General features: G+C 71.6%; 26 protein-coding genes and 1 tRNA gene. 8 read left to right on the top strand and 19 right to left on the bottom strand.

Going from position 1 to position 26491, the window contains the following annotated elements; all coding sequences use genetic code 11:
• Positions 1-6 precede the first annotated feature (6 nt).
• The 3 genes from DVK44_RS31265 to DVK44_RS31255 all read right to left on the bottom strand — a co-directional run bounded on the left by DVK44_RS31265 (position 7) and on the right by DVK44_RS31255 (position 1877).
• Positions 7-951 (bottom strand): SDR family NAD(P)-dependent oxidoreductase, encoded by a 945-nt coding sequence (locus DVK44_RS31265; RefSeq protein ID WP_114663989.1) that lies wholly within the window; start codon positions 949-951, stop codon positions 7-9.
• A 61-nt stretch (positions 952-1012) separates the two neighbouring features.
• Complete coding sequence (locus DVK44_RS31260; protein ID WP_114663988.1) at positions 1013-1411, bottom strand: nuclear transport factor 2 family protein; 399 nt, start codon at positions 1409-1411, stop codon at positions 1013-1015.
• Between the two features lie 52 nt (positions 1412-1463).
• Positions 1464-1877 (bottom strand): nuclear transport factor 2 family protein, encoded by a 414-nt coding sequence (locus DVK44_RS31255; protein ID WP_114663987.1) that lies wholly within the window; start codon positions 1875-1877, stop codon positions 1464-1466.
• Between the two features lie 196 nt (positions 1878-2073).
• Between DVK44_RS31255 and DVK44_RS31250 the strand changes: the two genes are divergently transcribed.
• Entirely contained in the window at positions 2074-3120 is a 1047-nt protein-coding gene (locus DVK44_RS31250; RefSeq protein ID WP_114663986.1) for a cyclase family protein, read from the top strand.
• A gap of 116 nt (positions 3121-3236) precedes the next feature.
• Here the strand turns inward: DVK44_RS31250 and DVK44_RS31245 are convergent, their stop codons facing one another.
• The 3 genes from DVK44_RS31245 to DVK44_RS31235 form a co-directional block, all read right to left on the bottom strand.
• Positions 3237-4697 (bottom strand): MFS transporter, encoded by a 1461-nt coding sequence (locus tag DVK44_RS31245; protein WP_114663985.1) that lies wholly within the window; start codon positions 4695-4697, stop codon positions 3237-3239.
• A 175-nt stretch (positions 4698-4872) separates the two neighbouring features.
• A complete protein-coding gene (locus DVK44_RS31240) occupies positions 4873-5058 on the bottom strand; it encodes a hypothetical protein (RefSeq protein ID WP_114663984.1) in 186 nt (61 codons plus the stop codon).
• 4 nt (positions 5059-5062) lie between these two features.
• A complete protein-coding gene (locus DVK44_RS31235; RefSeq protein WP_114663983.1) occupies positions 5063-5719 on the bottom strand; it encodes a TetR/AcrR family transcriptional regulator in 657 nt (218 codons plus the stop codon).
• Positions 5720-5920: 201 nt separating this feature from the next.
• Between DVK44_RS31235 and DVK44_RS31230 the strand changes: the two genes are divergently transcribed.
• From DVK44_RS31230 to DVK44_RS31215, 4 genes are all read left to right on the top strand, one after another.
• Positions 5921-7405, top strand: coding sequence for an APC family permease (locus DVK44_RS31230; RefSeq protein WP_114663982.1), 1485 nt, complete (start codon positions 5921-5923; stop codon positions 7403-7405).
• Positions 7405-8505, top strand: coding sequence for an alcohol dehydrogenase catalytic domain-containing protein (locus tag DVK44_RS31225; RefSeq protein WP_114663981.1), 1101 nt, complete (start codon positions 7405-7407; stop codon positions 8503-8505). The genes DVK44_RS31230 and DVK44_RS31225 overlap by 1 nt, the downstream gene beginning before the upstream one ends.
• Before the next feature lie 61 nt (positions 8506-8566).
• Positions 8567-9919, top strand: coding sequence for an NAD-dependent succinate-semialdehyde dehydrogenase (locus tag DVK44_RS31220; RefSeq protein ID WP_114663980.1), 1353 nt, complete (start codon positions 8567-8569; stop codon positions 9917-9919).
• A 158-nt stretch (positions 9920-10077) separates the two neighbouring features.
• The gene (locus tag DVK44_RS31215) at positions 10078-10701 is read left to right on the top strand and encodes a TetR/AcrR family transcriptional regulator (protein WP_114663979.1); all 624 of its coding nucleotides are present in this window, start codon (positions 10078-10080) and stop codon (positions 10699-10701) included.
• A gap of 59 nt (positions 10702-10760) precedes the next feature.
• On the opposite strand, the gene DVK44_RS31210 is transcribed toward DVK44_RS31215, so the two are convergent.
• Positions 10761-10834: transfer RNA gene (locus DVK44_RS31210), tRNA-Pro, on the bottom strand.
• Positions 10835-10946: 112 nt separating this feature from the next.
• On the opposite strand from DVK44_RS31210, the gene DVK44_RS31205 reads away from it, so the two are divergent.
• Complete coding sequence (locus DVK44_RS31205) at positions 10947-11465, top strand: DUF309 domain-containing protein (protein WP_114663978.1); 519 nt, start codon at positions 10947-10949, stop codon at positions 11463-11465.
• Between the two features lie 33 nt (positions 11466-11498).
• Here the strand turns inward: DVK44_RS31205 and DVK44_RS31200 are convergent, their stop codons facing one another.
• The 3 genes from DVK44_RS31200 to DVK44_RS31190 are packed head-to-tail and all read right to left on the bottom strand — an operon-like array spanning position 11499 to position 14319.
• Entirely contained in the window at positions 11499-12164 is a 666-nt protein-coding gene (locus tag DVK44_RS31200; protein WP_114663977.1) for a LutC/YkgG family protein, read from the bottom strand.
• Complete coding sequence (locus tag DVK44_RS31195; protein WP_114663976.1) at positions 12161-13603, bottom strand: LutB/LldF family L-lactate oxidation iron-sulfur protein; 1443 nt, start codon at positions 13601-13603, stop codon at positions 12161-12163. Before DVK44_RS31195 ends, DVK44_RS31200 begins: the two co-directional genes overlap by 4 nt.
• Positions 13600-14319 (bottom strand): (Fe-S)-binding protein, encoded by a 720-nt coding sequence (locus DVK44_RS31190; RefSeq protein WP_114663975.1) that lies wholly within the window; start codon positions 14317-14319, stop codon positions 13600-13602. The genes DVK44_RS31195 and DVK44_RS31190 overlap by 4 nt, the downstream gene beginning before the upstream one ends.
• Positions 14320-14434: 115 nt before the next feature.
• On the opposite strand from DVK44_RS31190, the gene cobF reads away from it, so the two are divergent.
• Positions 14435-15220: a precorrin-6A synthase (deacetylating) gene (gene cobF, locus DVK44_RS31185; protein ID WP_114663974.1), complete on the top strand. Its 786-nt coding sequence runs from the start codon at positions 14435-14437 to the stop codon at positions 15218-15220.
• A 165-nt stretch (positions 15221-15385) separates the two neighbouring features.
• Here cobF and DVK44_RS31180 read toward each other — a convergent pair whose 3' ends face one another.
• The 3 genes from DVK44_RS31180 to DVK44_RS31170 all read right to left on the bottom strand — a co-directional run bounded on the left by DVK44_RS31180 (position 15386) and on the right by DVK44_RS31170 (position 18243).
• Positions 15386-15853 (bottom strand): ATP-binding protein, encoded by a 468-nt coding sequence (locus DVK44_RS31180; protein ID WP_114663973.1) that lies wholly within the window; start codon positions 15851-15853, stop codon positions 15386-15388.
• Positions 15854-15994: 141 nt separating this feature from the next.
• Complete coding sequence (locus DVK44_RS31175) at positions 15995-17275, bottom strand: glucarate dehydratase family protein (RefSeq protein ID WP_114663972.1); 1281 nt, start codon at positions 17273-17275, stop codon at positions 15995-15997.
• A gap of 29 nt (positions 17276-17304) precedes the next feature.
• Positions 17305-18243, bottom strand: coding sequence for a 5-dehydro-4-deoxyglucarate dehydratase (locus DVK44_RS31170; RefSeq protein WP_114663971.1), 939 nt, complete (start codon positions 18241-18243; stop codon positions 17305-17307).
• Positions 18244-18509: 266 nt separating this feature from the next.
• Between DVK44_RS31170 and DVK44_RS31165 the strand changes: the two genes are divergently transcribed.
• Positions 18510-19430, top strand: coding sequence for an AEC family transporter (locus DVK44_RS31165; protein ID WP_114663970.1), 921 nt, complete (start codon positions 18510-18512; stop codon positions 19428-19430).
• Between the two features lie 53 nt (positions 19431-19483).
• On the opposite strand, the gene DVK44_RS31160 is transcribed toward DVK44_RS31165, so the two are convergent.
• The 6 genes from DVK44_RS31160 to DVK44_RS31135 form a co-directional block, all read right to left on the bottom strand.
• Positions 19484-21274: an FAD/NAD(P)-binding protein gene (locus DVK44_RS31160; protein WP_162794136.1), complete on the bottom strand. Its 1791-nt coding sequence runs from the start codon at positions 21272-21274 to the stop codon at positions 19484-19486.
• Between the two features lie 2 nt (positions 21275-21276).
• Positions 21277-22323 (bottom strand): dipeptidase, encoded by a 1047-nt coding sequence (locus DVK44_RS31155; RefSeq protein ID WP_162794134.1) that lies wholly within the window; start codon positions 22321-22323, stop codon positions 21277-21279.
• Between the two features lie 65 nt (positions 22324-22388).
• Complete coding sequence (locus DVK44_RS31150) at positions 22389-23186, bottom strand: ABC transporter permease (RefSeq protein WP_181957571.1); 798 nt, start codon at positions 23184-23186, stop codon at positions 22389-22391.
• The gene (locus tag DVK44_RS31145) at positions 23183-24142 is read right to left on the bottom strand and encodes an ABC transporter permease (RefSeq protein ID WP_114663968.1); all 960 of its coding nucleotides are present in this window, start codon (positions 24140-24142) and stop codon (positions 23183-23185) included. Before DVK44_RS31145 ends, DVK44_RS31150 begins: the two co-directional genes overlap by 4 nt.
• Positions 24139-25326, bottom strand: coding sequence for an ABC transporter ATP-binding protein (locus DVK44_RS31140; protein WP_114663967.1), 1188 nt, complete (start codon positions 25324-25326; stop codon positions 24139-24141). Before DVK44_RS31140 ends, DVK44_RS31145 begins: the two co-directional genes overlap by 4 nt.
• Positions 25319-26407 (bottom strand): ABC transporter substrate-binding protein, encoded by a 1089-nt coding sequence (locus DVK44_RS31135; RefSeq protein ID WP_114663966.1) that lies wholly within the window; start codon positions 26405-26407, stop codon positions 25319-25321. The genes DVK44_RS31140 and DVK44_RS31135 overlap by 8 nt, the downstream gene beginning before the upstream one ends.
• Between the last annotated feature and the right edge of the window lie 84 nt (positions 26408-26491).

The raw sequence follows: 26491 nt of genomic DNA, 5'->3' as shown, positions 1-26491 counted from the left end.
CGTGGCCTACGAAGCCGCCGCACCGGGCTTCTCCTTGAACTGGTGCCCGAGGAAGGCGCCCGTCCACGCCATCAGGTCCGCGGGGACGTAGTAGCCCTTCTCGTCGTTGATGGCGTCCCAGTTGTTCACGACGTCCTCGACACCGGCCACACCGTCGCCCTCGTACACATAGCCCGGTGTGGACGCGAGGAAGATACGGGCGAAGCGGCCGGCGCCCGCCGCGTAGACCTCGCCGTTGACCGGGCAGCTCTCGTGCGCGAGGTAGGCGACGATCGGCGAGACCGCCTCCGAGGTCATGCCGGCCTGCTGGGCGGCCACCTCCGCCGCGGCCTCGTCCGCGATGCCGCCCATCCGTGTCAGCGCGGCCGGGGCGATCACATTCACCTTGATCCCGTGCGGTGCGCCGGCGAGCTTCGCACTGCGGGCCAGACCGATCACACCGCCCTTGGCCGCCGCGTACGACAGGTTGTTGTCGGTGCCGAACAGCCCGGCGGACGTGGTGAGCACCACCCGTCCGTAGCCCTGCTCCAGGAAGTGCGGCCACGCGGCCCGTGTGGTGTTGAACGAACCGAGCAGATGGACGGCGAGATGCCGTTCGAGGTTGTCCAGGCCGATCTCGGGCAGTCCGGCCCACTGGATGATGCCGGCGTTGTTGATGAGGATGTCCACACGGCCGAAGGCGTCGAGCGCGGTGTCGATGACGGCCTTGCCGCCCGCCTCGGTGGAGACGTCGTGGTGGTCGACGACGGCCTCTCCGCCGGCCGCCACGATCGCGTCGGCCACACTCCGCGCGGGTCCGGCGTCGACGCCCTCCCCCTCCATCGATCCGCCGAGATCGTTGACGACCACCCGCGCCCCCCGCTCGGCCAGCAGCCGGGCGTGGGCGCGGCCGATGCCCCGTCCCGCACCGGTGACAACGGCGACGCGTCCTTCGAAACTCAACTCGCTCATGGATGACTCCTGTCGTACGGCGCTGTACTGAGCCGGAATTCGGGCCGAAACCGGGGGTGGGTCACGGAAGGAACGTCGTCACCCTGCGCTGGAACCGCCACTCGCCGTCACGGCGCCGCAGGACATCGTCGTAGCGGCCGACCAGCTGGACGCCCCAGCCGGACTCGCCGCGCTGGAAGAAGGCCAGGTTGCTCACGGCCGTCGCCTCGTCCTCCGAGACCGCGGTGACAACGGTGTTGCCGACCAGGTGCAGCTGGGGCCGGGCCGGCGCGAATCCCGCGTAGCCGGCCCGGATCGCGTCATGGCCCTCGAAGGTGCCCACCCCGGCGATCTCGGCCACACCGTCGGGCCAGAACAGCCGGGCGACGTCATCGACCCGGTCGGCGTCCAGCGCCTGGGCGTACGCGGCGATCGCGGCCTCGACCTGGGCCGTGGCGGACGCGTCGGCGAATGTGCTCATCGTCAACTCCCTACAGGGGATGGGGAAATGGGGAGGGGACCGCGCCCGCGCCTCATGCCTGGAAGGCGGAGGACCTTCGGGTCAGCCGCCAGGCGCCGTCGTACCGGCGCAGTGTGTCCTCGTACCGGCCGACGATCCGCACCGTCCAGCCCGGCGCGCCCGGCTCTCCGTCGCCGCGGTGGAAGAACGTCACATCGCTGACCGCGGTGGCCTCGTCCACCCCCTGTACGGTGACGACGGTATTGCCGGTGAGGTGCAGTTGCGGCCGGGTCGGCTGCCAGCCCGCGAAGGCCGCGCGGAGCGCGTCGTGGCCCTTGACCGGTTCGGCGCCGGGAAGTTCGAGGACGCCGTCGGGCGCGTACAGCGCGACGACATCGTCGGTACGGCCGGCGTCCTGGGCCTGGGCGTGCGCGGCGATGACGGCGCGCACACCCGCCGCCACCGCCGCGTGCGTGGATTCGGTCATTCGACTCTCCCGGAACAGGAAGTGCTCTTCGAGATACTGGATCTATCTTTCGACCGCTGAGTCTATTACTCATTCCCGGAGTCCGGGAAGTGCTGTGCACAGTTCAATGGATCATTTTGTTGACCACTCGGTACAATCTCCCTAGCATGCGTACGACGGTCGACGGGGACCGTCAGCTACGCGAGGAGTTGTTGTCGTGACGAAGCGTTGGAAGCAGCGGCCGCCGGGCTCTACGTGGGGCGACTGGGGCGAGGACGACGAGCTGGGCCGCGTCAATCTGATCACCGCGGAGAAGGTGCTGGAGGGGGTGCGCGAGGTCGAGCACGGGATCACCTTCAGCCTGAGCCTGCCGCTGGACTACCCGGGCGGTTCCGCGCTCAACCAGCGCCGCTATCCGCCCGTCCTCCGGCCGACCGAGGACCTCCAGCACAACCAGGACGTCTTCTACAACGTCGTGGCCAGCAAGGAGATCGACCCGCAGCTCATCGACGTCTGGTCGGACGACGTGGTGACCCTGTGGCTCCAGTACTCCACGCAGTGGGACGCCCTCGCCCACCAGGGCGCCGAGTTCGACGCGGACGGCGACGGTGTCGCCGAGCCCGTCTACTACAACGGCTACCGCCCCGGCATCGACATCGTCGGCCCCCGGGAGGGCGTCAAGGGCGACGGCAGCGGAAGCCTCAGCCACGCCGCCCACCTCGGTCTGGAACACATGGCGGCGCACGGCGTGCAGGGCCGCGGCGTCCTCGTCGACATCGCCCACCATCTGGGCACGGGCCACCAGCCGGTGAACCTGAAGACGCTCCAGGACATCATGGCGGCCGACAACGTCGTCGTGGAGCCGGGCGACATGCTCCTGCTCCACACGGGCTTCGCCACCCAGATCCTCGCCTGGGAGAAGAACCCCGACCCCGTCGCGATCCACCAGACGGCGGCCTACCTCGACGCCGGTGACCCGGCGCTGCTCGACTGGATCGCCGAGTCGCGGATCTCCGGGCTGATCGCCGACAACTACGCCGTCGAGGGTGTCGGTGTGACCAAGGCCGAGGGCCCGCACACCCTGCTGCCCATCCACCACCTCTGCCTGTTCAAACTCGGCGTTCCGCTGGGCGAGTTGTGGTATCTCCACGATCTCGCGGCCTGGCTGCGCGAGCACGGCCGCAGCCGCTTCCTGCTCACCGCGCCCCCGCTGAACCTGCCCGGGACACAGGGCAGTCCGCTGACCCCGATCGCGACCGTCTGACCAAGGCCGTCGCGGCCGGACGGCCGGACGGCCAACCGGCCGCGACGGAGGACTCCGTGAGCGGGCGAGGGGGAAACACTCCCCCTCGCCCGCTCAGGGCATGGTCCGGCCGTCGCTCACGCCTTCGAGGCGGCCACCGCGGGGGCCGCGCCGGACGCGGCCCGCACACCCGGCCGGATGAGCAGCGCGAGGATGAGCGCCACCGCGCAGGAGATCCCGATGAGAACGAAGACCTGCATGTACGCGCCGCGGGTGCTGAAGTGCGTACCGGACACGAGGGACATGCTCAGCAGCAGCGTCGCCACCGAGGTGCCGACGCCCGAGAAGGTGGTACGGACCACCACGTTGAGGCCGGTGGCCTCACTGGTGTTCTCCACCGGGGCCGCCTCCATGATCAGGTTCGGCAGCGACGACAGGATGAAGGACGTCGCCACCGTCAGGAACACCGTGGAGATGATCAGGCCCATGAGGGTCGAGTGGAGCATCGCGAGGGTCGCCGCGTTGATCACACCGAAGACACTGCCGATGATCAGGGCCCGCCGGGAGCCGGCACGGGCGGAGATCCGGCCGCTGAGGGGCGACAGCAGGAAGCCGAAGATCGCGATGCAGAACGAGACCCATCCCGCGTCGGTCGCGCTCAGCCCGAGCCCCACGGGCGCGTCCGTCGGGGTCTGCATGATGATCTGGAGCAGAAAGCCCGTGGCGCCCACGGGGCCGATCGCGAGCACGGCGGTCGCGAGCATGGTCAGCGCGACCTTCCGGTCGGAGAACAGCCGGAGGTTGATCATGGGATGGTCGACGCGCAGCTCCCTCCACACCCAGAGCGCGAGCAGCAGCAGGCCGGTGACGATCGTGCCGAGGGTCCTTCCGTCGCTCCAGCCCCAGGACGACGACTTGTTGACGCCGAACAGGACCAGCCCGATGGCCGGCGCGAACAGCACACTGCCGAACCAGCTCACGCGCCGCGCGCCCGCGACCACGCGGGAACGGGGCAGCAGAAGGCAGCCGGCCGCGGCGATCACGGCCACCGCGGCGGCCACGACGAAGATGTAGTGCCAGTCCAGTGTGTCGATCAGCGCACCGGAGATGATGTTCCCCGCCGCCCCGGCGAGCATCGCCGCTCCCGCGATCATCGCCGCCGCCACCGGCGCGTGTTTCTTGGGCAGGATCTCCCGGGCGACACCGAAGCACAGCGGGAGGATGCCGCCGGACACGCCCTGGACGGCCCGCCCGGCGATGACTCCGGTGAGTGTGCCCGTCGAGACGCTGATGACGGATCCGACGGCCGAGATCAGCAGCAGGACGATGATGACGTTGCGCCGCCCGTAGAGATCCCCGAGCCGGCCGCACACGGCCGCGGACGCGGCGGCGACCAGCAGGAACGCCGTCAGGACCCAGCTGGCGTCGGCGGGCGTGGTGTGGAACGCGCCGATGATCCGGGGCAGGGCGTTGAACATCATCGTCGACTCGAAGGCGCTGACGATGTCCGCGAGGACAAGAACCGCGATCAGGACGGGGATGGGCCGGACAGGACGGGAAGGACGGGCCGTACCACTCGCTTCTTGAGTAGATGACATCTTTGTCTCTCTCGATCGGGCGTGGTGGAAGCGCACCGAATTCTCGGGCCGGTTTCGGATCGTGACAGCAGTAGACCGAACGGTCAATACATCGTTCGGCATCCTTCATCGAGGTGCCCGCTTCATACGGCCCCGATGTGTGTATCGCTCGGTCCAAACACGGCCCAAACGCGCTTTACACGTCTCCGGCCCGGTCCGCCGTCGCCGTCGCCGTCGCCGTCGCCGTCGCCGTCGCCGTCGCCAGATGTTCGAGCGCCTCCGGGCCGCGCATCAGCCCGCCGAGGATGAACAGGGCTCCCGCCCGGCCGAGTTCCTCGGCATCGCCACCGGGGTGCTCGGCCGCGTAATCTTCCGCTGTCAATGGTTCATCCGTGACCTTCCGCGCGCGGGCTGATCAGAGCGCCCGGCGGCAGGCCCAGCTCCGCCTCCGCGACGGTCCGGGGCATCGCGGCGATCGGCTCCGTACGGTGTTCGGCGCTGGTGTTGATGTAGGAGTTGACCCCGTCGATGGCGACGAGCAGCCGGGTGGCGGTGGCCCAGGGGTCCGGGCAGCTGAACTCCCCCGCCGCCGAACCGTCGGTGACGATCCGTTCGATACGGCGGCACCAGAGCAGCTCCTGCGCCACGACATGCTCGCGCAGCACCGGCCGGTAGCGGGAGAGATGGCGGGCGTTCAGCCACAGCCTGCTCAGATCGTCGAACTCGGCGCTGGAGATCAGCGCGAAGAAGCGGCGCAGCACACCGATGGGCGTGGATCCGTCGCCCTCGGCCGGTGACGGCGGCAGCAGACCGTCCAGCTCGGCCATCGTGGCGCTGGTGAACGCCTCGGCCACCAGGGTGTCGGCCGCCGGGAAGTAATGGCCGACCAGTCCCGGCTGGACACCCAGCTCATCGGCGACACGCCGCAGGGTGACGCACTCCAGCCCCTCACCGAGCCCTATCCGCGCGGCGGTGGCGACGATCTCGTGGCGGCGTTCGGCCGGAGCCTTGCGGACGCGTTTTCCCTGACCTCTTGACGTCATGCGACGGATGCTATTGAGTACGTGACCAATAAAGCTAATTGGCCACCCGCCCAATAAGCGGGACCGGCCGGAAACCACCCGCCCGGGCCACGGCGCCGACCGCTCCGTACGGCACCCGACCCGGTCACGGGCCAGGTCACAGGCCCGTCCCGGGCCCGGCCCGGCACCACGCGGCACCGCGCAGCACGTCAGGAGAACCAGGTGGACGACCCCCGCACCGACGCCGGAGAGCTGGCCGAATACGGCTATCAGCAGGAGCTGAAACGGACCCTGTCGGCCTGGGCCGTCTTCGCCATCGGCTTCGCCACCATCTCGCCCGTGGTCGGCATCTACGCCGTCGTCCAGCTGGGCTTCGTCTTCGCCGGGCCCGCCTGGATCTGGGCCGTCGTCGTCGCCTTCCTCGGCCAGCTCCTCGTGGCCGTGGTCTACGCCGAACTCTCCTCGCAGTTCCCGGTCACCGGCGGCGTCTACCAGTGGGTACGGCGGCTGGCCGGACCGCGTCTGGGCTGGCTGGTCGGCTGGATCTACCTCGCCTCCGCCGTCGCCTCGCTGACCACCGTCGCCTACCTGGGCGCGAGCTGGCTGCACATGCTGTTCGCCGACGGCGCCCCGTCCCCGGGACAGCATGTGGTCCTCGGCGTCGTCTTCGTCGCCGTCGCGCTCGGCATCAACCTCCTCGGGGTCGATCCCGTCAAGCACTTTCTCAACGCGGGCATCATCGCCGAGGGCGTCGCCTCCATCGCCGTCAGCCTGGTCCTCCTGCTCTTCGCCCACCACAACGGCTTCGGCCTGCTCTTCGAGACGCTGGGGGCCGAAGGCGCCTCGGGCGGCTCCGTCACCGCGGGCTTCCTGACCTGTCTCGCCGTGGCCGGCTGGGCCTTCCTCGGCTTCGACGCCACCACCCAGGTCGCCGAGGAGACCGAGCAGCCGCGCCGCAGTGTGCCGCGCGCCCTGCTGCGGGCCTACCTCTTCGTCGGCTTCACCGTGCTGCTCACCGGCCTCGCCGTCACCCTGGCCCTGCGCCGCCCCGAGGACGCCGTCGCCGGCACCGTCGTGGACCCCGTCTTCGAGGCCGTGACCCAGGGGCTCGGCGGCTGGAGCGAGAAGCCGTTCATCCTGGTCGTCCTGATCGCGTTCTTCGCGTGCGCCGTCTCCATCCAGACGTACATCGGCCGCGCCGTCTACGCCTTCGCCCGCGACCGCCAGCTGCCCTTCTCCCCAGTGCTCGCCACCGTCGGCCCCCGGCAGATCCCGTACGTCTCCCTCATCGCCACCGCTGTCCTCGCCGCCCTCGGCCTGCTGCTCGGGCTGAACGGCAACGCGGCGGCCACCCTGATCGCGTTCGGCTCCGGAGGCTTCTACTTCATCTTCCTCGCGGTCGCCGTCGTGGCGCTCGTCGCGCGGCTGACCGGCCGCTGGAACCCGGGCGCCGGACAGCTCAGACTCGGCCGCACCGGACTCGTCGTCAATGTCCTCGCCGTGCTGTGGCTGCTCTTCGAGGCGGTCAACATCGCCTGGCCGCGCACCGAACTCGCCCCGGCCGGCGGCAGCTGGATCCAGGTCTGGGCCGTGGTCCTGGTCTTCTCCGTCCTCTTCCTCCTCGGCCTCGGCTACGTCACCGCCGCCAAGCCCCACACCAAACTGACCCCCGGCCGCGCCACCACCGAAGAGATGAAGACGCTCTGATGCCCACACCGCTCTCCCCGGCCGTTGTCTTCTCGCCCGCCGACGGCCTGCGCACCCGGGAGGTGTCCGTACGGCCCGCCGGGCCCGGCGAGGTCGAGATCGAGGTCCGCGCCGCCGGCGTCTGCCACTCCGACCTGCACATCGTGTCCGGCGACTGGCCCACCGACCGCCCCCTCGTCCTCGGCCACGAAGCGGCGGGCGTGGTCACCGCGACCGGCGCCGGCGTCACCTCCGTACGCCCCGGCGACCATGTCGTGCTCTCCTGGTTCGCACCGTGCCGGCGCTGCCGCAAGTGCGCCGCCGGCCAGGCATGGCTGTGCACCGGCACCAAGGCCGTCGACAACACCCTCCCCGACGGCGGCACCGCGTTCACCGGCGCCGACGGCGAGCGGATCTGGCCGTACCTGGGACTCGGTGCCTTCACCGGCCGCCTGGTCGTCCCCGAGACCGCCGCCGTGAAGGTCCCCGAGGAGCTTCCCTTCGGCATCGGCGCGCTCCTCGGCTGCTCCATCACCACGGGCGTCGGCGCGGTGGTCAACACCGCGGGCGTACGGGCGGGAGAGTCCGCCGTCGTCATCGGGACCGGCGGGGTCGGCCTCTCCGTGGTGATGGGCCTGCGGCTGGTCGGCGCCGATCCCGTGGTGGCCGTGGACCTCTCCGCCGAACGCCTCGCCGCCGCACGGCGCTTCGGCGCCACCCACACCCTCGACGGGGCCCGCGAGGACGTCGCCGCCTGGTGCCGGGAGCACCTCGGCGGCGCCGACTACGTCTTCGAGGCCATCGGCAGCCCGAAGGTCGTCGAGACCCTGCCCGGCCTGCTCACCTCCGGCGGCGCCGCCGTCCTGGTCGGTATGGCCGCCACCGACGCCACCGCCTCCTTCAACCTCTTCGACCTCGCCGACCAGGGCAAACGCATCCTCGGCTGCAACTACGGTTCCAGCGTGGGAGAGATCGACATCCCGAAGCTGGCCCGTCTGTATCTGGCCGGCCGGCTGCCCCTGGACGAACTGATCGGGAGGACACGCCCGATGAGCGAGGCCGCGGACGCCCTCGACGACCTCAGGACGAACACCGGAATGCGGACGATCCTGGAGCCCTGAGCCCTGAGCCCTGGGCCCTGAGCCCGCCCCGCACCCGCCCCACCCCTGCCTACGGAGAACCATGCACGCCAAGGACACCACGTACGCCGTCACCGACCCGACGACCGGCGCGGTCGCCGCGACCTACCCGACCGCCACGGACACCGAGATACAGCAGGCCCTCGACGCCGCCCACACCGCCGCCGCCCAGTACCGCGAGACCTCCGTCGCCGAGCGCGCCGCGCTGCTGCGCCGCCTGGGCGACCTGCACACACAGCACCGCGACGAGCTGGCAGCGAGCATCGTGCGGGAGATGGGCAAGCCCCTTCCGGAGGCCGAGGGCGAGATCGACTTCTGCGTCGACATCTACCACTACTACGCCGACCACGCCGAGCGGTTCCTCGCCGACGAGCCGCTTCCCGTCACCTCCGGCACCGGCACCGCCGTCGTCCGGCGCGATCCCCTCGGCGTGCTGCTCGGCATCATGCCGTGGAACTTCCCCGCCTATCAGGTCGCCCGGTTCGCCGCCCCCAACCTCGCCGCCGGCAACACCCTCGTCCTCAAGCACGCCCCCCAGTGCCCGGCCACGGCCGCGCTCCTCCAGCGGCTGTTCACCGAGGCGGGCTTCCCGGCCGGGGCCTATGTGAACGTGTACGCCACCAACGAGCAGATCGCCGGCATGATCGCGGACCCGAGGGTACGGGGCGTCTCGCTGACCGGATCCGAGCGGGCCGGTGCCGCCGTGGCCGAGATCGCCGGCCGGCATCTGAAGAAGGTCGTCCTCGAACTGGGCGGCTCCGACCCGTTCGTGGTGCTGTCCACCGACGACCTCGACGCCGTGGTGACGGCGGCCGTCGCCGCCCGCCTCGACAACACCGGCCAGGCGTGCAACGCCGCCAAGCGGTTCATCGTCGTACGGGAGCTGTACGACACGTTCGTGGAGAAGTTCACCGCGCGGCTGCTCGCCTCCGAGACCGGCGCCCCGCTCTCCTCCGCCGCCGCGGCCGGCACCCTGGCCCGCCAGGTCGACGCGGCCGTCGCGGAGGGCGCCACCCTGCACAGCGCGGGCGAGCGGCACGGCGCGTTCTTCCCGGCGGGCGTCCTCACCGGCCTCACCACCGGGCACACCGCCGCCCGGCAGGAACTCTTCGGCCCGGTCGCGATGGTCTTCCCGGCCGCCGACGAGGACGACGCCCTGCGTATCGCCAACGACACCCCGTACGGCCTCGGCTCGTACGTCTTCACCACCGACCCCGCCCAGGCCGCCCGCTTCGCCGACCGCGTCGAGGCCGGCATGGTCTTTGTGAACGGCGTGGCCGCGGAAGGCGCCGAACTCCCCTTCGGGGGCGTGAAGCGCTCGGGCTTCGGCCGCGAACTCGGTCCCCTCGGCATCGAGGAGTTCATCAACAAGAAGCTGATCCGCACCGTGGCATGACCGCGCGGACCGGGTGACGGCCGGCGGGCACCCACCGCCCGCCGGCGTCGCACCTCACGCGCCCCTCCACGAGACGCGCCGGGGCCCGGCGGCCCGCAGTACGATAAAGCGTGACGCGGTACCGGAACAGCTCGGCCTCGGTAGGGAGTGGTGCATCCGTGCAGCCCCGCTCGCGGACCGGTCGGCGCCCGGCCGGTCCCGGACGCAAGCGCCTCGACGACGACCGCAGGGACGAACTGCTCGGGCGCGTACAGGCGATCGTTCTGGCGGAAGGTTTCGCCAGACTGACCGTCGACACGCTCGCCGCACGTCTCCAGTGCTCGAAGTCCACCCTGTACGCGGTCTCCTCCAGCCGCCACCACCTAGTCGCGACCGCACTCAAGAACTTCTTCCGGGACGCCGCGGAGCAGGTGGAGCGGGAGGTCGCCACGGTCGCGGACCCCGCACAGCGGATCGCCGCCTATCTGGCGGCCGTGGGCACCCAGATGCGCCGTATGTCGGTAGCCTGCTACGCCGACATGCTGGACGACGACACGACCCGCGAGATCTACACGGTCAACTCGCTCGCCGCCACGAGCAGGGTCCGCGGGATGATCCACGCGGGCGTGGAGTCGGGCGACTTCCGCTCCGTGCACGCCGAGTTCGTCAGCCGGGCCGTCGGGCTGCTGATCGACGGCATCCACAGCCGCGAGCTGCTCGACTCCACGGGGCTGTCCTCCGGGGACGCATTCATCGAGCTGAGCGATCTCGTCCTGGCGGCGGTCTCCCAGCCGGCTCCCTGACATACGGAAAGGCGGTATCGGATTTCTCCGATACCGCCTGCGACCTGCGAAAACACAAGTCGGGACGACAGGATTTGAACCTGCGACCCCTTGACCCCCAGTCAAGTGCGCTACCAAGCTGCGCCACGTCCCGGTGCCCGGCTCGCCGGGGTTTCCCCGGTCCGACCGCGCAAGAGAACATTACCGCACTCCGCGCCGCGCTCGGGACGGTGTCCGGCGGCGCCGGGGGCGGGGACAATCGGGGTATGGGCGATGACGGGCGGGACCGGGACGAGGCGGGGCGGGCTCGGAACGCGCGGCCCCGGGACGGGCTGGGGCGGCCGCTGCCGTACGGGGCGGCCGGGGTGGAGCGGCAGCCCGAGGGTGTGGTGCGTACGCCCGGCGAGACCCTGCGGGAGGCGCAGCGGCTGCTGGACGCGGGCAAGCCGTTCCACGCCCACGAGGTGTTCGAGGACGCGTGGAAGTCCGGGCCCGAGGAGGAGCGGGCGCTGTGGCGGGGGATGGCCCAGCTCGCGGTCGGGCTGACGCACGCCGCCCGGGGGAACGCGGCCGGCGGGGCGCGGCTGCTGCGGCGGGGCGCGGGCGGGATCGCCGCGTACACCGAGGAGTACGGCGGCTCCGGCGCCGAGCCCCGGCACGCCGAGCCGCACGGCCTCGATGTCGCCGGGCTGGCCGCGTGGGCGCGGGCGCTGGCCGGGCGGGTGGAGCGGGGCGGGACGGCGGTGGACGCCGGCCGGGAGTCGCCGCGGCTCACCCGGCGCTGAACCCGCCCCCCGCGCGCCGCTCCCGCTGCCCGGTCACTCCGTGACCAGGATGACCTCCAGGGTGCGCGGTCCGTGGACGCCCTCCACCCGGTCGAGTTCGATGTCGCTGGTCGCGGACGGTCCCGAGATCCAGGTCAGCGCCCGGGTCGGCACGATCCTGGGCATCGCGCGCGGCACGGAGGCGACGACCTGGTCCGGCACCCGCACCACGCAGATGTGGTGGTCGGGGATGAGGGTGATCCGGCGCCGCCCCTGGTCGGGGGAGCCGTCGAGGACGAGGGTGCCGGTCTCGGCGATGGCCAGCGCGCAGCCGGTGACGACGCTGTCCACCGTGTCCAGCTCCCCCGCCGTGGCGCGCGGGTCGTCCTCGATCCGGGCGACGGCGTCGGGGACGGCGGCGAGCCAGGGCGCCGGCAGCCCCGGCGGCACCAGGACCGTACGGGCGCCGCGCTCGGTCAGCAGGCGTCCGACGAGCGCGGGCAGTCCGGCGCCGTCGGTGCGGTGGACGAGCGCGCGGTAGTCGGCCAGGTTCTCGGCGAGGAGATCGACGACCCCGCTGTCGGCGGTGTGTGTGTCGAGGTAGTCGCGGGCGGGCTCCGGCGCCTCGGGCGCGTCGGCGACGGCGGCGCGGATCCGGGCGAGCATCCGCTCGCGCGAGCCCGTGCCCGGGCCCGTGACCGTGACCTTTGCATCGCTCATGTTCCGCTGTCCTTACGGTCGTTGCCGCGGTTCTTCTTCCACCAGTCGCGGAACGGCTCCGGCGGCAGCTCCGGCAGTTCGCGCGCGTCCGTCCACGCCCCCGCGCCCGGCGGCTTCGACGGGTGGAGCGCGCGGGTCCGGGACGCGGCCCGCTCCCCCGCCGCCAGTACGCCCGGATGGTCGAGGACCCAGCCCGCCGCCTTCATCATCGCCTTCTCCAGCCGGTGCCCCTTGCCGCCCTGGTCCGCGACGCGTTCGCGCAGATGGACCAGGACCTCGGGGATGTCGATGGCGACGGGACACACCTCGTAGCAGGCCCCGCAGAGCGAGGACGCGTACGGCAGCGAGGCGTCGATCTCGCTCCGCGTGCCACGGAGCTGGGGGCTGAGGATGGCCCCGATCGGTCCCGGGTAGACCGATCCGTACGCGTGTCCGCCGGCCCGTTCGTAGACCGGGCAGACATTGAGACAGGCCGAGCAGCGGATACAGCGCAGCGCCTGCCGGCCGACCTCGTCGGCGAGGGTGTCGGTCCGGCCGTTGTCCAGCAGGACGAGGTGGAAGTTCCGGGGGCCGTCGCTGTCGTGGGTGCCGGTCCACATGCTGGTGTACGGGTTCATCCGCTCCGCCGTCGAGGAGCGCGGCAGCGTCTGGAGGAAGACCTCCAGGTCGCGCCAGCTCGGTACGACCTTCTCGATGCCCACCACGGAGATCAGGGTCTCGGGCAGGGTGAGGCACATCCGCCCGTTGCCCTCCGACTCTACGACGACCAGGGTGCCGGTCTCCGCGACCATGAAGTTGGCCCCGGACACACCGACCTTCGCGCGCAGGAACTTCTCGCGCAGATGAAGCCGGGCGGCCTCGGCGAGTTCGGCGGGGGTGTCGGAGAGACCGTCGGGGGCGGCCCGGCCCCACTCGCCCATCCGGTCGCGGAAGATCTCGCGGATCTCGCCCCGGTTGCGGTGGATCGCCGGGACGAGGATGTGCGAGGGCCGGTCCTCACCGAGCTGCACGATGAGTTCGGCGAGATCCGTCTCGTACGCCGCGATGCCCTCCGCCGCCAGCGCCTCGTTGAGGCCGATCTCCTGGGTGGCCATCGACTTGACCTTGACGACCTCGCGCTCGCCGGTGGCCTTCACCAGGTCCGCGACGATGCGGTTGGCCTCCTCGGCGTCGGCCGCCCAGTGGACCACCCCGCCCGCCGCCGTCACCGACTCCTCCAACTGGAGCAGATAGCGGTCCAGATGGCGCAGGGTCCGGTCCTTGATCTGTTTGCCCGCCTCGCGCAGCAGGTCCCAGTCGGCCAGCTCCGCCACCGCCCTGGCCCGCTTGTCGCGGATGGTGTGGGTGGCGTGCCGCAGATTGCCGCGCAGGGTCTCGTTGCCCACGGCCTCCTTCGCGGCCACCGGAAAGGCCGGCATGCCCAGATACGTACCGCTCATGACCAGGGCTCCTCTTCGGTCGACGCCAGGATCTCCGCGAGATGCACGGCGCGCGGTGCGGCGCCCTCGCGGCGCAGGATGCCGTCGATGTGCATGAGACAGGAGTTGTCGGCGCCGCAGAGCACCTCGGCACCGGTCGTGACGGCGTGGTGCACCTTGTCCTGGCCCATGGCGGCGGAGACATCGGAGTTCTTCAGCGCGAAGGTGCCACCGAAACCACAGCACTCGTCGGCGCCGGGCAGCTCGCGCAGCTCCAGTCCGCGGACCGACTCCAGCAGCTTCCTGGGCCGCTCGCCGAGCCCGAGCATCCGCAGTCCGTGGCAGGACGGATGGTAGGTGACGGTGTGCGGGAAGTACGCGCCGACATCGGTCACGCCCACCACGTCGACCAGGAACTCGGTCAGTTCGTACGTACGGGAGGCCAGGCCGGCGGCGTCCTCGCCGCCGATCCTCGGATAGTGGTGGCGGACCATCGCGGCGCAGGAGCCGGACGGGGTGACCACATAGTCGTAGCCGTCGAACACCCGGGTCATCCGGCGGACCAGCGGTTCGGTCCCGCGCCGGTAGCCGGTGTTGAACTGGGGCTGGCCGCAGCAGGTCTGGGCCGCCGGGAAGTCGACCTCGACGCCCAGCCGTTCGAGGAGCCGTACGGTCGCGATCCCGGTGGACGGGTACAGCGCGTCATTGACGCAGGTGACGAACAGGGCGGCGCGCACCGGTGGCGCGGCTGCCGCCGGTGCGGGAGCGGGTGAGCCGCTCATACGGTGTGACGGTGCGTCAGACATCCGAGGGATGGGACCTTTCCGGGGAACGTGCGGCAGACTCGGCGGTATGCGAAAGATCTCTGTCATCGGCATCGGCGCGGGCGACCCGGACCAGCTCACCGTGCAGGCGGTCGAGGCGCTCCGGCGGGTCGACGTGTTCTTCCTGCTCGACAAGGGCACGGAGAAGGCGGATCTGGCCGAGGCGCGTCACGCGCTCCTGCGCCGGCACCTCGGGGACGGGCGCTCCGGCGGCGGACGCCCGTACCGGCTGGTCACACTCGACGACCCGGAACGGGACCGCGCGGCCGACGGTGCCGGCTATCCCGGGACCGTCACCGACTGGCGTGCCCGGCGGGCCGACCGTATCGAGCGCGCGTTCCTGGACGAGCTGGGCGAGGACGCCACGGGCGCGTTCCTGGTCTGGGGCGATCCCTCGCTGTACGACTCGACGCTCGCCGTGCTCGACGAGGTGCTGGAGCGCGGCGCGGTGCGCTTCGACCACGAGGTGATCCCCGGCATCAGCAGTGTCTCGGCGCTGGCCGCCCGGCACCGGACCGGGCTGAACCGGGTGGGCGCGCCCGTGCAGATCACCACCGGCCGGCGGCTGGCCGACGAGGGCTGGCCGGAGGGGGTGGACGATCTGGTGGTGATGCTCGACGCCCATCAGTCCTTCCTCCGTCACACGGCGGACGATCCGCTCATCTTCTGGGGCGCCTATGTGGGGACGACGGACGAGATCCTCGTGTCGGGCCGGCTCTCCGAGGTCGCCGGCCGGATCGTGGAGCTGCGGGCCGAGGCGCGGGCCCGCAAGGGCTGGATCATGGACACGTATCTGCTGCGCCGGGAGCCGTAGCGGCGCGGGCCGACGGCACGTCCCGCCGCCCCTCACGCCCCGGTCCCTCGCACCCCGACCCCGCACGCCCTCACCCGCCCCTGCGCATTGAAACGTTTCATGACCTGGTGCGCATCGTAGAGCCCCCGCAGCGGTGCTACAAGGGGCCTGCGGGAAGCGGGAGTGTCAGGCCGTGATCCGGCGGCGCGCCAGGTCGAACACCGCCTGGACGCGCTTGCCGACCGGCACCCGTTCGGCGGTGAGCGCGTCCGCGACCGCGTACACGATCTCCATGCCGTGGCCACCGAGCCGGCCGGGGTCCCGTTCGTAACGGAGCGGCAGCACGGGGCTGCTGTCGTACACCGTCACGAGCACCTGCCGGTCCGTGCCCTCCAGCTCCAGCAGATACGGGCCGTGGCTGTGCCGCTCGGCGTTGGTCACCAGCTCGCTGACGACCAGCATCAGATCGCCGGTCGTCCGTTCGCCGAGGGCGGCGAGCCACTCGGCCTCCAGCTGCTGGAGGAACTGGGCGGCGAGCAGCCGGGCCTCGGCGATACACCCGGGAACGCCGCTGAACTCGCCGGCCCGGCGCAGCGGCCGTACGGAGTCCGCGAGGGCCGCGCACACCGTACCGCTGACGATCTGTTCGTTCATAGCTCCTGCCACACCGGAGGGCGGTCGGGGGGACCGCTTCCCGGATGCCCTTATGCCCTCGTACGCGCCCGGTATGCCCGCCGGTTCCGTGAAAGGTGTCACGCGGCGCCCGGGACCCCCCGGCCCCGGGCACCGGCCGTGTCACCAGCGCGGGATCGTGGCCCGGTAGGTGGGGTGGACGGTCCGCATGTAGCCGGTGTCGTCCCGGTTGCGCAGACCGCTGGAGAGGTACTGCTCGTGCAGGGTCCCGAGCGCGTCGCGGTCGAGCGTCACCCCGAGGCCGGGGGCGGTGGGCACGGCCACCGAGCCGTCCTTGAACGTCAGGACGCCGGGCTCGATCACGTCCTCGGTCTTCCACGGCCAGTGGGTGTCGCAGGCGTAGGTGAGGTTCGGGGTGGCCGCCGCGAGATGGGTCATCGCCGCGAGGCTGATGCCCAGATGCGAGTTGGAGTGCATGGACAGGCCCATGCCGAAGGTGTCGCAGATGCCGGAGAGAAGCTTGGAGCGGCGCAGTCCGCCCCAGTAGTGGTGGTCGGAGAGGATCACCTGTACGGCGTTCACGGCCACCGAGGGGTGGAGTTCGTCGAAGGCGACCACGCACATGTTGGTCGCCAGCGGCATCGGCACCTCGCGCGCGACGGCCGCCATGCCCTCGATGCCCGGGGTCGGGTCCTCCAGATACTCCAGGACACCGTCGAGCGCCCGGCCCACCTCGATGGAGGTGGGCACGGTCCAGGCGGCGTTGGGGTCGAGCCGGAGCGGATGGCCGGGGAACTCGGCGCGCAGCGCCCGTATCGCCTCGATCTCCTCCTCGGGCGGCAGCACGCCGCCCTTGAGCTTGATCGCGGTGAAGCCGTACGTGCCGACCATCCGCCGGGCCTGGGCCACGATGCCCTCGGGGTCCAGCGCCGCGCCCCACGCGTCGGGTTCGGCGCCGGGGTGGGCGGCCCATTTGTAGAAGAGGTACGCGCTGAACGGCACCGTGTCGCGGACGGCGCCGCCGAGGAGGTCGGAGACGGGCCGTCCGCACGCCTGGCCCTGGATGTCGAGCAGGGCGACCTCGAACGGGGAGTGGACCCGGTCGACCGTGCTGCTGCTGGTGACCATGCCGGTCAGCCCCGTGCCGCCGACGCCGCCGAGGCGGGCGATGACCTCGCCGACACGCCGGTGCAGTTCTTCGGTCGCGTACACGTCGAGCCCGGTGATCCGTTCCGCCACGGCGCGCAGCCGGTCGAGGTGGCGGGCGTCCGCGTAGGTCTCGCCGAGTCCGGTGAGCCCGCCGTCGGTGTGGACCTCGACGACGGTGCGCAGGGCGTACGGTTCGTGGACGCCGACCGAGTTGAGGAGCGGCGGGTCGCGGAAGGCGACCGGGGTGAGGGTGACGGCGGAGATCCGCAGCTGTCCGGTGTCCGTCGCGCTCATGGCACTTGTCCCGCTCGTCGCGCTCATGGTCAGACACCCTTCACCAGGTCGAGTCCGCGCTCCAGGAGCGCGGCGAGTTCGCGCAGATCGTCCGGCGCGGGCTCGGTCAGCGGCGGCCGGACCGGACCGACATCCAGTCCGCGCAGCCGTACGCCCGCCTTGACCAGGGAGACCGCGTACCCCGGGACCTTCTCGCGGAGCGCCACGAGCGGGTGGAAGAAGCCGGCCTGGAGGGCGTCGACGAGTGAGTCGTCGCCGGTGGTCACCGCGCGGTGGAACGCCAGGGAGATCTCCGGGGCGAAGCAGAAGACGGCCGACGAGTACAGCGGCACGCCGATGGCCCGGTAGGCGGGCACGGTCGCCTCGGCGGTGGGCAGTCCGTTGAAGAACTGGAACGACTTGACACCGCCGCCTGCACCGCCGCTGCCGCTCTCGCGCAGTGACCGCTTGATCGCGACGACCGTACGGGCCAGGGTCTCGATGTCGCCGACGCCGTCCTTGAAGCCGGTCACATTGGCGAGGCCGGCGACCTCGACGGCGGCGCGCGGGCCGAAGCGGGCGTTGGCGCGGTTGTAGACGATGACGGGCAGTCCGGTGGCCGCCGCGACCTGCCGTACGTACTCCACCAGTCCGTCCTGGTCGGCGTTGACCAGGTACGGCGGCAGCAGGAGCAGTCCGTCGGCGCCGTAGTCGCGGGCGGCCCGGGCGAGGGCGACGGCCGTCGGGAGGGCGCCGCCCACTCCTGCGTAGACGGGGACCGTACCGTTCGCCGCGCCCACCGCCGTGCGGACGACGTCGGTGTGTTCGCCCGCCGACAGGGCGTGGAACTCACCGGTGCCGCAGGCGGCGAAGACCGCGCCGGCGCCGGCGCTCACCCCGGCCCGGACATGGGCGTCGAGGGCCGCCGTGTGGAGGCCGCCGTCGGGGGCGAACGGGGTGACCGGAAAGAACAGCACTCCGTCAAGCATAGGACTCCGTTCATACATGTGAAAGCTATCCATATTTATGGAACTCTCCGCCAACCTAAAACCCCCTACGGAGCCCGTCAAGCACCCGACCCGCCCCCGGCCACCACGCTGTCCCGGCGGCACGGGGAGGCGTACGGAGCGCACGGAGGCGTATCGGTGCGTGAGATCACGTTGACCCGGCCCGGCGTTCCTCGGGAAAGTGGCTGCATGCTCCATCTATTCACCTCGCCGCCGACCGCCGCCCCTTCACCTGACGGGAACATGCCGTGCAGGGAGTTCTGACCGGATTCGCCGTGATCGCGGTGGTCATCGGGGTCGGCTATCTGATCGGCCGGCGGCAGTATCTCGGGGACAACGGCCGCGAGGTGCTCACCAAGCTCGCCTTCCATGTGGCCACGCCCGCCCTGCTGTTCACCACGCTGGCCCGGGCCGATCTGTCGGTGATCCTCTCCAGCAGGCTGCTGATCACCGCCATCAGCACCGCGGTGGCGGCCGGGGCGTTCCTCGCGGTCGCCCTGATCCGCCGCTGGGACGTGGGGCGCAGCACGATCGGCGCGCTGTGCTCCAGCTATGTGAACGCCGGCAATCTCGGTATCCCGATCGCGGTGTACGTGCTCGGCGATGCCTCGCTGGTGGCGCCCGTCCTGCTCTTCCAGCAGCTCGTGGCCACCCCGATCGCGCTGACGGTGCTCGATCTGTCCGGGGGCGCGGAGAAACGTTCGGTCTGGCAGCGGGTGACCACCCCGCTCCGTAATCCGGTGGGTGCCAGCTCACTGCTGGGCGTGGTGGTCGCGGCGGCCGGCTGGACGGTGCCCGGGCCCGTACTCGATCCGCTGGTGCTGATCGGCAATATGTCGGTGCCCGCCGTGCTGCTGGCCTTCGGGATCTCGCTGTGCGGCAGCACGCTGCCGGGCCGGGGCCCGGACCGGTTCGCCGTGCTGCTCTCCGCCGGGCTGAAGGCCGTGGGCATGCCGGCGGCGGCCTGGGCGCTGGGGGCGGGTGTCTTCGGGCTGCACGGCGCGGCGCTGCTCGATGTCGTCGTCACCTCGGCGCTGCCCGCCGCCCAGAACCTCTATACGTACGCCTCGCGCTACCGGGTCGGCGAGCGGCTCGCGCGCGAATCGATTCTGCTGTCGACGGTGGCGTCGGTCCCGGTCCTGGTGGTGATCGCGGCGCTGCTCGGCTGACGGGGCCCGCCCCGGGGACGTGTCCGGGGCTGGCTCCAGTGCCGTATCCGCGACTACGGACGGGCCGCCCACTCCAGGGCGGCCCGGGCGATCGTGTCCGCCTGCCGGAACATCTCGGCGTTCGCGCGCGCCTTCGCGCCGATCGGGGTGTTCCAGTGCACGCCCTCGACCGGGATGCCGACCGCGAAGAGATGCGGGTGGGCCCGCCCGTCGGCCGCGCGTACCCGCAGATCGCCGGCGCCCACGTCGAGCGCGCCCGTCGGCTCCGTACCGGCGCCGGTGCCCGCCGTGTGCGGGCGGGCCAGTCCGGCGGCGACCAGTCCGGCGAGCAGCGGCTCCGCGGTCTCCGCCAGGTCCTGGCCGGGCAGCCAGGCGTCCAGCAGGGCGCGGGCCGTGGCCGGGGAACCGCCGGTGGTCGGGGAGGTCATGACGTACCGTCCGGCCGTGTCGTCCACACTCACGACGGGCCGCGCCCCCAGGAACTCGACGACGCCCGCCTCGCCGAGGGCGATCAGTTCGGCGATCCGGCTCGCGGGCGGGCCGCTGGACAGATGGGCCCCGAAGGAGCGGAACCACTCCAGCTCACGGTACGAGCCGCCGGTCAGCACCCCGGCCGCGACCAGCCGCCGTACCTGTCCCTTCACCGCCGTGACCGCGCCGGCCGCGGCCTTGAGCGGGCTGTGTCCCGGCGCGCGGGCGGCGGCCATGTCGGCGCGCAGCCACTCCCGCAGCCAGCCGCCGAACTCCGCGCGGCCGGCGAACGTGCGGCCGGTCAGCGGCCGGTCGACCGCCGCCATGTCGAAGGAGCCCGCCGTACGAACGCCCGTACCGACGCCCGTACCAATGCCCGCGCCGACGCCCGTACGGTCCCACGCCTCCGCCGCCTCCCGCTCGATCAGCGGCAGGACCTCCTTCGCGAAGTCGACCGTCCCCGGCTCCCGCGCGGTCAGCCGGCCGAGCGCCGCCTCGTCGAAGTGGACCAGGGAGTGTCCGGCCGGCATCTCGCCCGGCACCTGGTTCCGGGCGAGATACGGCACCCCGCGCCCGGACCCCGCCAGGACCAGCGGCTCCCGCCCGGACGGTACGTAGCGCAGCCGGCCCCCGGGACCGGCCTCCTCGAAGCGTCCGCCGCGACCGGCGGTCAGCAGCGCCAGCTGGTCGAAGAAGTTGAGCGCGAGCCCGCGCACGAGCACGGGCTCGCCCGGCGGCAGCAGATCGAGCCTCGCCTCCCGGGGGTGTCCCGGCGGCAGATACAGCAGTCCGTGGCGGTCGGCGGCGTCGGCGAGCGCGCGCTGCTCGGGCGAGGGCAGCCGGTCGGTGTGGCCGGTGGCCAGGACCACCGCGTCGGCGAGCAGCTCCGTCCCGTCCGCGAGCCGCAGCCGCGACCGGCCGCCGGGGCCGTCCGGATCGAGACCGACGGCGCGCGTCGGATGGGCGACGATCCGGGTGCCGGGGGCGGCGGAGGCGGCGATGCGCGCGTGCGCCCAGGCGAGATAGCGGCCCATCAGCGCGCGGTTCGGATGCTCCCACGGCTCGATGCCGGGCGCGTGTTCGCGCGCCCACTCCATGAGGGTGGGACCGGTCGCCGGCGGGCCGGCCATCCGTACCGTGTCGTCGGGGAACGCGGTCGCGTGTCCGGCGACCGTGTTCATCAGCAGGTGCGCGGGCTGCGCCGGGTCCCAGACACGGCCGGCGCCGGGGGTGTGCGGCTCGACGACATGCAGCTCGGCCGGGGTGTCCGCCCAGGGCCCGGCCGGCCCGAGGTTGGCTATGAGGCGCTCCAGTACGGCCGTACCGCGCGGTCCCGCGCCCACGATCGCCACACTCACCGTACGACGCGCCACAGTCACTCTCCCGAAGCCGAATCCCAGATCTCCGCCAGGACCCGCTGGAGATTTCCGCCGAGCACCTTGCCGATGTCCTCGCCACTGTAACCGCGCCCGGCCAGCAGCTCGGTGATGAGGGGCAGGTCGGCGGGGGTGCCCAGGCCCTCGGGGTGGATCCGTTCGAGGTCCAGGTCCGCGCCGACGATGGGGATCTCCGGGTAGAGCCGGCGCACCCGCGCCATGCCCTCGCGGGAGTACTTGCGCTCGTCGCCGACGTCGGTGCCGACGATGACATGGTCGATGCCGGCCAGCTCGACCAGGTAGTCGATGTTGTCGGCGAAGACCTCGGCGCCCGGCCGCCGGGTCAGCCCGTCGGGGGTGAGGAAGCCGGACTTGGCCGCGAGGCCGAACACCCCGCCGCGCGCGGCGAGTTCCCTGACGACGAGATCGCTCTTGTTGCGCGGGCTGTCGACGAAGTGGGTCAGTCCGGCGTGGGTGACGAGCACCGGCTTCGTGGAGGTCTCGATGGTCTCCAGGGTGGAGCGCTCACCGGTGTGCGAGAGGTCCAGCGCGATCCCCAGCCGGTTGCACTCCGCGACGAGGGAGCGGCCGAAGCGGCTCAGCCCGCCGTTGGCGCTCTCGCCGCTGCCGTCGGCCGCGTAGTTCCGGTTCTGGTACGTGAGCCCCATGAAGCGCAGGCCCAGCTGGTGCAGGGCGGCCAGCCGCCACAGGTCCTCCCCCACCGGCTTGCTGTCCTCGAACCCGGCGAACCAGGCGACCGTCCCGGTCTCCTTGGCGCGCGTGACGTCGTCGAGTCCGTACGCCTGGAAGACCCGCCCGTCCGTCTCCGCCAGCCGGTGCTGCCAGCCGACGAGGGCGGCTGCCGCCGCGTCGTAGCCCTGGGAGACGGAGACCGCGTGGTTGATCGCGGTGACCCCGGAGGCGGCGAGCTTGCCGAGGTAGGTCTCGTCCGCCCAGGCGAGCGGGGTGCAGTCGAGGGCGTTGAAGACGACGCTGTCGCGGTGCAGGGCGACGGGATCGAGGGGCTGCGTCTGGGTGTCGGGCACGGGGAACTCCTTGGAACGGTAAGGACGGTGGGGGGGTACGGGGCGGTGTGCGAGGCGCGGTGTGTTCAGGAGCGCAGGGTGCGGCGCAGGCCGAGACCGCGCTCCACCAGCACGACCACGACCACGGAGAGCAGTACCAGCAGGACGGAGAGGGAGGCCACGGACGGATCGCTGCGGTACTCGACGTACTGGAGCACCGCGACCGGCAGCGGCACGGTGTGCTGGCCCGACACGAACAGCGAGATCACGGTCTCGTCGAACGACAGCAGGAACGCGATGACCCCGCCCGAGAGCAGCCCCGGCCTGATGGTCGGCAGGGTGATCCGCCAGAACGTCCGGAGCCCGTTCGCGCCGAGTGTGCGCGCCGCCTCCTCGGCCCGCGGGTCGGCCGAGACCAGGGCCGCCGAGACCGTCCGTACGACATAGGGCACGGTCACCCCGAGATGGGCCAGGATCAGCCCCCAGTAGGTGTCGGTCAGCGGGATCGGCGCCATGATCAGCAGCAGCGCGAGCCCGAGCACGATGTGCGGGACGAGCAGGGGCGACAGAAAGACCGCCTCGATCGCCGACCGCCCCCGGAACCGCAGCCGGCTCAGCGCGAGCGCCGCCGGTACGCCCGTCACCATCGCCAGCAGCGCGGTGACCGCGGCGGTGATCCCGCTGACCTTGAAGCCCTCGCGGAAGGCGTCGTTCGCGAAGACCTGCCGGTACGCGTCGAGGCTGAAGCCCTCGGGCGGGAAGCGCAGATAGGTCGAGGTGTCGAAGGACTCCACGAGCACGATCAGGATGGGCGCGAGCAGAAAGAGATAGAGGACGGTGAGGACGAGGGCCCACACGGCTCTCGTCAGCCGGCGCGTGATCATGAGCGGGCCTCCCGTCCGCCGGTGAAGCGCGCTTCGAGGGCCCGTTGTGCCCACAGATAGACCGCGATCACCACACCGAACACCGCGAGCAGCAGCATCGAGAGCACCGCCGCCACCGGCCAGTCGAGGCTGGTGATCGCCTCGTCGTAGATCTCGGTGGCCAGCACGAAGACCCGGCCGCCGCCGATCAGCCGGGGGGTGACATAGCCGCTGAGGCTGAGGACGAACACCAGCAGCCCGGCGGTGAGCACACCCGGCAGGGTCAGCGGCAGGACGATCCGGCGCAGCACGGTACGGCGCGGGGCGCCCAAGGAGGCGGCGGCCTGCTCCAGCGCCGGGTCGAGCCGGCCGAAGCCGCTGATCATGGCGAGGATCGCGAACGGCATGTAGATCTCGGTGGAGGCGATGACCACCCCGGTGAGGTTGTTGGCCAGCTGGAGCGGGCTGTCGATCAGCCCGAGCGCGTCCAGGGTCTTGTTGATGACTCCCTGGCGGCCGAGGATCGCCATCCAGCCGAAGGTGCGCGCCACCGACGAGATGAGCAGGGGCGCGATGGCGAGCGCCATCAGCAGACTGCGCCACCGGCTGGTGGTACGGGCCAGGAAGAGGGCGACGGGATAGGAGACGACGAGGGTGAAGAAGGTGACGAGGACGCCGAGTTCGACGGTTTGCCGGAGCACGTTCCAGTAGTGGGAGCTGCCGAGCACCTCGCCGAAGGTGGCGAGGGAGACGGTCTGGTGGATGAGGCCGCCCTCGCCGGACTCGTTGAGCGACATCCGCACCACCCAGACCAGCGGCAGCGCGTACGTCAGCAGCAGGGCGAGGAGGCCCGGTACGAGCAGGACGAGCGCCTGCCGGGCCGGACCGCGCCGACGCGAAGCCTTCGTCGTGACTGTCGGCGCTGTCGCCGGTGGCGTCGGGGGCGCCGGGGGCGTCGCCTCGGGGGCGGCGGTCACTCCGTACCCTCCCCGGCGGAGACCAGCCGGGGCGCGGCCGGGTCCCAGGACAGCTCCACCTCGGTGCCGGGACCGTATGACTCCCTTGTGCCGGTGGGCTGTTCGACGTCGAGTACGGGACCGGAGTCGCCGACGCGCACCCGGTAGGCGACGGTCTCGCCCGCGTATCCGGCCGACAGGACGGTGCCGCGCGCCCCACCGCTCCCCGTACCGCTGCCACTGCCCGCGCCGGGTGCGGCGGCGGCCAGGGCGATCCGGTGCGGGCGCAGCATGACGGTGGCGGTACGGCCGGTCGCGGTACGGGCGCCGGTGGCGCGGTCCCCGGCGGCGGCGACCGTACCGAGCCCCGGGAGCGCGACCTCGGTGGTGTCCCCGGTGTGGCCGGTGACGGTGCCGTCGAGCAGGTTGGCGCGGCCCACGAACCGGGCGACGAACGGGCGTTCCGGGCGTTCGTAGACGTCCTCGGGGGTGCCCACCTGCTCGATCCGGCCCTGGTTCATGACGGCGACGCTGTCGGCCATGGACAGCGCCTCCTGCTGGTCGTGCGTGACGAAGACGGTGGTGACACCGGTCTCGCGCTGGATCCGGACGATCTCGTCGCGCATCGCGGCGCGCAGTTGCGCGTCGAGGTTCGACAGCGGTTCGTCGAGGAGGAGTACGGCCGGTCCGACCACCAGCGCGCGGGCGAGCGCCACCCGCTGCTGCTGGCCGCCGGAGAGCTGGGCGATCCGGCGGCCGGCGAGCGGCCCGAGCCGTACGAGATCGAGCGCCTCGCCCACGCGCCGCTTCAGCTCCGCCTTCGGTGTCTTGCGCATCTCCAGGCCGAAGGCCACGTTGCGGGCGACGTCGAGATGCGGGAAGAGCGCGTACGACTGGAAGACCACGCCCATGTCCCGCCGGTGGACGGGGGTGTCGGTGAGGTCCCGGCCGTCGACGCTGATCCGCCCGGCGGTGGGCGGCACGAGTCCGGCGATCATGCGCAGCGTGGTCGACTTCCCGCACCCCGAGGGGCCGAGGAGGGCGAGCAGCCGGCCGCGCTCCACGGCGAGATCGACCCCGCGCACGGCGGCGCCGTCCTTGCCGGGGTAGGTCTTGACCAGCCCGTCGAGGACCAGATGCCCGGCGGGCGCGGGGTCGTGCCGTACCGGAGCGGTGTCGTGCCGTGGTGGAGCGGTGTCACCCACCGATGACCTCCTGCTTGATGCGGTCGACCCACGCGGTGTAGCGGGAGGTCATCCAGGACCAGTCGACGGGGATCTGGTTCTTCTGCTGCTCCTCGGACGCCTGGGTGCGCTCCTTGGTGGCGGCGGCGAGCTGGACGTCCTTGTTGACCGGCGCGTAGAACGCCTCGTCGTCGAACGCCTTCTGGGCCTCGGCGCCGATGGCGTAGTCGATGAACTTCTGCGCGGCGGCGGTGTGCTGGGAGTTGTTCACCAGGTTGATGGTGTTGACCTGGGTGACCGTGCCCTCCTTGGGGAGGACCGGCTGGACGACGCCCTTCGAGGAGTCCTTGTAGTACTGGCCGCGCGCGTTCCAGCCGACGGCCACATCGGCGTCGCCCGACTGGATGGCGGTGTAGACGTCGGGCGTGGGCTGCCAGGTCTCGACGGCCGGGGAGAGCGTCTTGAGCTTGTCGATCGCCGGGTCGATGTCCTTCTGGTAGTCGGCGCCGAGGATCTTCTCCAGGGCGACGATCAGCGCGACCCCGCGGGTGTCGGCGATGGGCATCGCCAGCTTGCCCTGGTACTCCGCGTCCCAGAGGTCGTTCCAGCTGGTGGGCGCCTTCTTGACGTTCTTGGAGTTGTAGAGGATGGAGAGGCTGTCGAAGGTGACGGCCGGGCCGTAGCCGTCCTTGCTCTTCGCGGAGTCCACGAGGTTCTCGACGTTGGGGACCTTCGCCGCGTCGATCGGCGCGAAGAGCTTCTCCTTGTTGGCCGTCGGCGCCACGGAGCTGTCCATGAGGGCGACATCGGCCACCGGGCGCTTGCTGCTCGCCCGCAGCTTGGCGAGCACCTCGGCGGAGTTCTGGATCGGTACGTACGTGACCTTGATGTCCGGGTTGGCCTTCTCGAAGGGCTTGATCACCGTCTTGGTGAAGGCGTCCTGGAAGGTGCCGTAGAACCCCATGAAGGTGACGGTCTGCCGGCCGCCCGCGTCGCCGGAGGAGCCGGCGGGCGAAGTGGCACTGGAGGAGCAGGCCGTCGCGAGCAGGGCGGTACTGGCGAGGACGGCGGTGGCGGTGAGGACGGGGCGCAGAGCGGGCATGACGGTCTCCGGTCGTACGGGATCGGAAGGATCGGGGGACGCGGGTCCGAAGCGGGTACGGGCGCGCGGCGAAGCGGCGGGGGC

It is taken from the genome of Streptomyces paludis (assembly GCF_003344965.1).
Lineage (GTDB): Bacteria > Actinomycetota > Actinomycetes > Streptomycetales > Streptomycetaceae > Streptomyces > Streptomyces paludis.
The sequence above is the reverse complement of the archived record's forward strand: the minus strand, read 5'-3'. Positions and strand labels throughout refer to the sequence as shown.

What these genes read in the sequence shown, in the direction of transcription:
- DVK44_RS31265 (WP_114663989.1), bottom strand. Translation starts at nt 951, where the DNA reads ATGAGCGAGTTGAGTTTCGAAGGACGCGTCGCCGTTGTCACCGGTGCG.
- DVK44_RS31255 (WP_114663987.1), bottom strand. Translation starts at nt 1,877, where the DNA reads ATGACCGAATCCACGCACGCGGCGGTGGCGGCGGGTGTGCGCGCCGTC.
- DVK44_RS31170 (WP_114663971.1), bottom strand. Translation starts at nt 18,243, where the DNA reads ATGCTTGACGGAGTGCTGTTCTTTCCGGTCACCCCGTTCGCCCCCGAC.
- DVK44_RS31135 (WP_114663966.1), bottom strand. Translation starts at nt 26,407, where the DNA reads ATGCCCGCTCTGCGCCCCGTCCTCACCGCCACCGCCGTCCTCGCCAGT.
- DVK44_RS31175 (WP_114663972.1), bottom strand. Translation starts at nt 17,275, where the DNA reads ATGAGCGCGACGGACACCGGACAGCTGCGGATCTCCGCCGTCACCCTC.
- DVK44_RS31150 (WP_181957571.1), bottom strand. Translation starts at nt 23,186, where the DNA reads ATGATCACGCGCCGGCTGACGAGAGCCGTGTGGGCCCTCGTCCTCACC.
- DVK44_RS31200 (WP_114663977.1), bottom strand. Translation starts at nt 12,164, where the DNA reads ATGAGCGATGCAAAGGTCACGGTCACGGGCCCGGGCACGGGCTCGCGC.
- DVK44_RS31180 (WP_114663973.1), bottom strand. Translation starts at nt 15,853, where the DNA reads ATGAACGAACAGATCGTCAGCGGTACGGTGTGCGCGGCCCTCGCGGAC.
- DVK44_RS31260 (WP_114663988.1), bottom strand. Translation starts at nt 1,411, where the DNA reads ATGAGCACATTCGCCGACGCGTCCGCCACGGCCCAGGTCGAGGCCGCG.
- DVK44_RS31245 (WP_114663985.1), bottom strand. Translation starts at nt 4,697, where the DNA reads ATGTCATCTACTCAAGAAGCGAGTGGTACGGCCCGTCCTTCCCGTCCT.
- DVK44_RS31235 (WP_114663983.1), bottom strand. Translation starts at nt 5,719, where the DNA reads ATGACGTCAAGAGGTCAGGGAAAACGCGTCCGCAAGGCTCCGGCCGAA.
- DVK44_RS31225 (WP_114663981.1), top strand. Translation starts at nt 7,405, where the DNA reads ATGCCCACACCGCTCTCCCCGGCCGTTGTCTTCTCGCCCGCCGACGGC.
- DVK44_RS31195 (WP_114663976.1), bottom strand. Translation starts at nt 13,603, where the DNA reads ATGAGCGGTACGTATCTGGGCATGCCGGCCTTTCCGGTGGCCGCGAAG.
- DVK44_RS31205 (WP_114663978.1), top strand. Translation starts at nt 10,947, where the DNA reads ATGGGCGATGACGGGCGGGACCGGGACGAGGCGGGGCGGGCTCGGAAC.
- DVK44_RS31220 (WP_114663980.1), top strand. Translation starts at nt 8,567, where the DNA reads ATGCACGCCAAGGACACCACGTACGCCGTCACCGACCCGACGACCGGC.
- cobF (WP_114663974.1), top strand. Translation starts at nt 14,435, where the DNA reads ATGCGAAAGATCTCTGTCATCGGCATCGGCGCGGGCGACCCGGACCAG.